General features: G+C 69.4%; 4 protein-coding genes and 1 pseudogene. 3 read left to right on the forward strand and 2 right to left on the reverse strand.

The window, feature by feature from the left end:
• Both ACRDP3_RS18140 and ACRDP3_RS18145 read right to left on the reverse strand, forming a co-directional pair.
• Positions 1-235: dihydrofolate reductase family protein (locus ACRDP3_RS18140; RefSeq protein WP_431518013.1), on the reverse strand; the 235-nt coding region annotated here is incomplete at its 3' end.
• Between the two features lie 430 nt (positions 236-665).
• Complete coding sequence (locus tag ACRDP3_RS18145; protein ID WP_431518014.1) at positions 666-1,895, reverse strand: hypothetical protein; 1,230 nt, start codon at positions 1,893-1,895, stop codon at positions 666-668.
• Positions 1,896-1,954: 59 nt separating this feature from the next.
• Here ACRDP3_RS18145 and ACRDP3_RS18150 point away from each other — a divergent pair, with 59 nt between their 5' ends.
• The 3 genes and pseudogenes from ACRDP3_RS18150 to ACRDP3_RS18160 all read left to right on the forward strand — a co-directional run.
• On the forward strand, positions 1,955-2,770 hold the full coding sequence (locus ACRDP3_RS18150; RefSeq protein WP_431518015.1) for a glycosyltransferase: 816 nt from the start codon (positions 1,955-1,957) through the stop codon (positions 2,768-2,770).
• A gap of 87 nt (positions 2,771-2,857) precedes the next feature.
• Entirely contained in the window at positions 2,858-3,616 is a 759-nt protein-coding gene (locus tag ACRDP3_RS18155) for a MerR family transcriptional regulator (RefSeq protein ID WP_431518016.1), read from the forward strand.
• A 58-nt stretch (positions 3,617-3,674) separates the two neighbouring features.
• Positions 3,675-4,132, forward strand: a pseudogene (locus ACRDP3_RS18160) (DUF389 domain-containing protein); the annotation flags it as partial.

Consider the following 4,132-nt stretch of genomic DNA (forward strand, 5'->3'; position numbering starts at 1 on the left):
GCCACCGGGGATCGTCCAGGGTGCGGGAGACCACGTACTTGCGGACCGTGTTGAGGTAGTCCGTGACGCCCGTCGTGTCGGCCGTCCGGTTGGGCCAGTAGCCGCGCATCTCCTCGAAGGTCACCCGTCCGACGAGGAAGGCGTCGGCAGCCGCCATCTGCTCGCCCAGCGCGGCGTCGAGGTCGGTCTGGTCGGCGCGCTGCGACGGGATCAGCGCCGGTCCCGGCTGCCTCAAGACGGGAGCTCAGCGCGGGCCGCGTCTCAGGGCCAGTCGACCAGCCCGAGGAAGATCACGTAGAACAAGCCCACGGAGACCGGTGCGAGAACGGCGAGCACCAGGCGGCGGGCGGGCGTGGTGCTGTCGCCAGGGGAGGCACCATGCCGTGAGCAGCATGGTGAGGGTGAGCACGAGGCCGAATCCGAAGACGGTGAAGGCTGTCTCGAAGCTGGAAGTGAAGCGGTCGGCCACGGCGCCGATGCAGGAGTCGCAGGCCATCGGGGAGATCTCGACGAATAAGAAGGCCACGAGTGCCATGGGGGCCGTGATGAGAGTGGAGACGAGCGGTGCGATCCACGCTCGCCGGTCGGCCTCTGGTGAGTTCTCACGCATACCTGTCACCCAACCCACTTGTGGGTCCCGGCACATGAGTACCGGTACTCAAGCGTCATCGTTCACGCCCGGGGCTTCCTCTCCCCGGGCGGGTCAGCAGGCGGGTACAGCCGATGATCAGGGCGGCGAAGAGGAGCTGTCCGCCGGCCAGTTCGGCCATCAGTATGGCCCGGTCGGTCAGCGGCAGCCGGCCCGCGAAGGTCAGCTGGACGGAGCTGATGACGAAGGAGACCGCGGCGATGAACAGCGTGACCACCGAGACCGTGGTGAAGGTCGAGGACTCCAGCCGCCGGGCCAGATCCTGGTTGTGCGCGTTCTGGCGGTCCCACTGGCGCCGCTGTTCCTCGTGCCGCCCGGCCTGGATGCGGCCGTCCAGGATGGCCTCCCGACGCCCGAGATATTGCTCCTGCAACAGCTTGTGGCTGCCGCGGTTGCCGTGTGCGGGCAGCAGCGACAGGGCGCGGTCCACGCTCTCCAGCGCGGCGTCCAGCCGGCCGCACATCTGCTGACCCCTGGCGAGCCGGTAGCGGAAGAGATGGTCCCGGGGCCATTCCCGTACGGCCTCCTCCGCCCGCTCCCGGAGCGTCTCCCCGTGCCCCTCGAAGGGGGTGGCCGCATAGAGGGCGTTGAGACAGATGTCGACGGTCGCGCGGGTGCGTCGGTGGTCGAGCCATGCGTCGTCGAGCAGTTGCCGTGCCCGCTCGGTGGTGATGGCACGGCTGCCGTACGCCGCGAACGCCTGCAGCGCCTGGAACACCGGCTGTTCGCGGTACGGCCCCGCAGCCGCCGCGATCAGTGACGACTCCACGAAGCGGTGCAGCTCGTCGAAAGCGAAGTTCGAGCGCAGCTTCCCCGCGTGGTAGAGCGTGGCGAAATAGGAGATGTCGGCCGAGCCCACGAGGTCGGTGGTGGCGCTGTCCAGATCTGCGCGGGATTCGACGCTGTCCTTGGTGACGAAGGCGTAGCCCAGGGCCCACTTCTCCTCGATCGCGGTACGTACGGAGACGTCCCTGGTCCCGTTCTCCTCCGGCAGGTGCGCGTAGAGCCACCGGGCGCACTCGCCGGCGGTGCGTATCGAGGGCCGGTCGAGGAAGCGCAGCCTCCAGTAACGGTCAGCGGTGATGAGATACGGGTCGCCGGCGAAGTCGGCGGAGTTGAGGTCGAACGGCGGTTCCGTGCCCGCCCGTTCCAGCTCCCCGGCGAGCGTCTCGCAGGCGTGGTCGAGTTCGCGGGAGTCGTCGACGGATATCGCGCTGATCCGGGCGGAGATCGTCTCGGCGTCCATGCCTCGTATCTAGCACGCGCGGGCGGGCCGACGTGGGGCTTTCCCGTATCGTGCGACGTATGTACGGGGAGTACGGGGCAGCCGGGGACGTGCCCTCACCGGACTCCGTGCCGCAGGTGGACGTGGTGACCGCCGTACACGCGCTGTACGCCCGGTTCATCCCCAGCCTGTGGAAGTCGCTCCGCGCCCAGACGCACAGCCACTGGCGTTGGTGGATCGAGATCGACGGTGAGCCTGGCCAGGTGAACGAGGCGCTGCGAGGCTGCGGCGCGGCGGCCGACCCACGAGTCCGCGTCAGTCACCACGGGCCGGACGTCCTCGGACCCGCCATCACCCGGAACCTCGCCTTTCACCGGGGCACCGCACCGTTCGTACAGACGGCTGACTCCGACGACGAACTCGAGCCCGGTGCCCTGGCTCTCCTGACGGCCGCCCTCGGAGCAAACCGCGACGCCGGCTACGCCCTCGGCCAGGCCCGCGACCTGCTCACCGGCGGCGAACTCCGCGAGCTCCGCCTCCCGTTGGCTCCCGGGGTCCTCGACCGCGGGGCGCTTCCCCGGTACTGGATCACCGGCGGAACGGGCGGGCAGGGCTACCGTCTTCCCGCTCACCCGGCCGGTGCCATGTACCGGCGCGCACTGGTGGCCGGACTCGGTGCCTGGCAGGCGGCCGAGGGTATGGAGGACACCGCGCTGCTGATGTCCGCGTCGGCATCGTCGCCGGGTGTCCTCATCGCCGACCCCACCCTCCGGTACCGCAGACACCCCGACCAGCGGTCCGCACGCATGCGCGATTTCGCCGGGGGGGGGGTGCAGATCAGGGGGATCCGCAGTCGCGTGGCAGCGCTCATGAACATGCCGCCATGGCGGGAGTGAGCGAGATTGAAGCGCCACCGAAATTGGGCTTGCACCTCACGTCACGTGAGGACTCATCGTGGATTGCGTACCCAGGAAGGAGCGGAGATGAGCTACTCGGTGGGACAGGTCGCCGGCCACGCCGGAGTCACTGTGCGGACCTTGCACCACTACGACGAGATCGGGCTGCTGGCGCCGAGCGAGCGCAGCCATGCCGGTCACCGGCGCTACGGCGACGACGACCTGGACCGGCTCCAGCAGATCCTGTTCTACCGAGAGCTCGGCTTCCCGCTCGAGGAGGTGGCGGCCCTGCTCGACGATCCGGACACGGACCTGCGGGGGCACCTGCGCCGGCAGCACACGCTGCTGTCCGGACGGATCGAGAAGCTGCGGAAGATGGCCGCCGCCGTGGAGCACGCAATGGAGGCACGGAAGATGGGCATCAACCTCACACCCGAGGAGAAGTTCGAGGTCTTCGGGGGCTTCGACCCCGAAGAGCACGCCGAGGAGGCCGAGCGGCGCTGGGGCGGCACCGACGCGTACCGCGAGTCGCAGCGCAGGACGGCCTCGTACACGAAGGAGGACTGGCTGCGGATCAAGGAGGAGCAGGAGGAGTGGGGCAGGCGCTTCGTCGCTCAGATGGATTCCGGCGACGGCCCGGAGTCCGCGGCCGCGATGGACCTGGCCGAGGAGCACCGGCAGCAGATCTGCCGCTTCTATTACGACTGCACCTATGAGATCCACACCGGACTCGCGGAGATGTACGTGGCGGACGCGCGCTTCACCGCCACCTATGAGGCGATCAAGCCGGGGATGGCCGCGTACCTGCGCGACGCGATCCTCGCCAACGCGGTCCGCCGAGCCTGAGCCGCCAGGGCGGCTGCCCGGCTTCCCGTGCCGCGGAGCGGCCGGGCAGAATGCCCCCGTGCTTCATGTCCGAGTGATCAGTCCCGCCGACCGTACCGACGACGTGCTGCGGATCGCCACCGACAGCCCGGCGGTCGTCAACGTGGTCAGCCTCCCCGGTGCCGCGCACGCGCCGCGGGGCGACTTCGTCGAGTTCGACGTGGCCAGGGAAGCGGCCAACGCCGTGCTGGAGCAGCTGCGCGGGCTCGGCCTGAAGGACACCGGCGCGATCACCGTCGAGGAGCTGTATCTGTCGATCTCCACGGCGGCCGAGGTCGCCGAGAAGGACGCCCCCGGAGAGCCCGACGATGCCGTCGTCTGGGACGAGTTGATCTCCCGCACCTCGAACGAGACTCGTCTGACCTGGGCGTTTTTGGCGTTCCTCGCGCTCGCGACGCAGATCGCGGCGATCGGCGCGCTGCTGGACCAGCCGATCCTGATCGTCGGCGCGATGGTCCTCGGTCCGGAGTTCGGGGC

Origin of the sequence: Streptomyces sp. (assembly GCF_050698815.1) — a bacterium.
GTDB lineage: Bacteria > Actinomycetota > Actinomycetes > Streptomycetales > Streptomycetaceae > Streptomyces.

Coding starts and splice junctions, on each gene's coding strand:
- ACRDP3_RS18155 (WP_431518016.1), top strand. CDS start 2,858: ATGAGCTACTCGGTGGGACAGGTCGCCGGCCACGCCGGAGTCACTGTG.
- ACRDP3_RS18150 (WP_431518015.1), top strand. CDS start 1,955: ATGTACGGGGAGTACGGGGCAGCCGGGGACGTGCCCTCACCGGACTCC.
- ACRDP3_RS18145 (WP_431518014.1), bottom strand. CDS start 1,895: ATGGACGCCGAGACGATCTCCGCCCGGATCAGCGCGATATCCGTCGAC.